This is a genomic window from Porphyromonas uenonis 60-3, assembly GCF_000174775.1.
GTDB classification, from domain to species: Bacteria; Bacteroidota; Bacteroidia; order Bacteroidales; family Porphyromonadaceae; genus Porphyromonas; species Porphyromonas uenonis_A.
The window spans coordinates 1-530 of the sequence record NZ_ACLR01000072.1; the positions used below are offsets into that span (position 1 = coordinate 1).

Annotated in this window: 1 protein-coding gene; it reads right to left on the reverse strand. The window is 53.4% G+C overall.

Annotated features, from left to right (window positions below; all coding sequences use genetic code 11):
* A partial coding sequence (locus tag PORUE0001_RS02205) for a DDE-type integrase/transposase/recombinase (protein WP_039865323.1) occupies positions 1–530 on the reverse strand: 530 nt, incomplete at both ends.

Genomic DNA, 530 nt, shown 5'->3' on the forward strand with positions numbered 1-530 from the left:
GTTATAGAGAGCAATCGTTTGCGAGAGGATCTCCCGAACTTGATCTATGGGCTTATCCTCGAAGTTGTAGAGCCAGTCGTTCTTGATGATTCCGTTAAGTCGCTCAGCCATAGCGTTGTGGAGAGGGTTGCCGGTCTGGGTAACGCTGGTTACGATGCCTAGGCTGGCCTCGTAGTCGGTCATCTGCTTGGAGACGTATTGACAGCCTCGGTCGCTATGGAAGATGAGTCCTTTGAGGTCAAAGCCATGCTTTTTGTAGAAGTCAACGGTCTGTTTTAGTGCGTTGTAGGGGCCCTCTGTGGAGAGCGTGGGCTGCAGGTCAAAGCCGGTGATGATGCGGCTATAAGCATCCATCGTCAGGGAGAGATATGCGAAGCCCCCTAAACACTTGACGTAGGTTATGTCTGATACGGTGAGCCGGCAATGGTCGGTGGCGATGTACTTAGGGGTGGTGTTCAGGTGGTCTTGGAAGCCGTGATTGACCACGCCCTTGGTTGTCTGAGGCGGACGCTTGCGTCTGCGACTTCTCA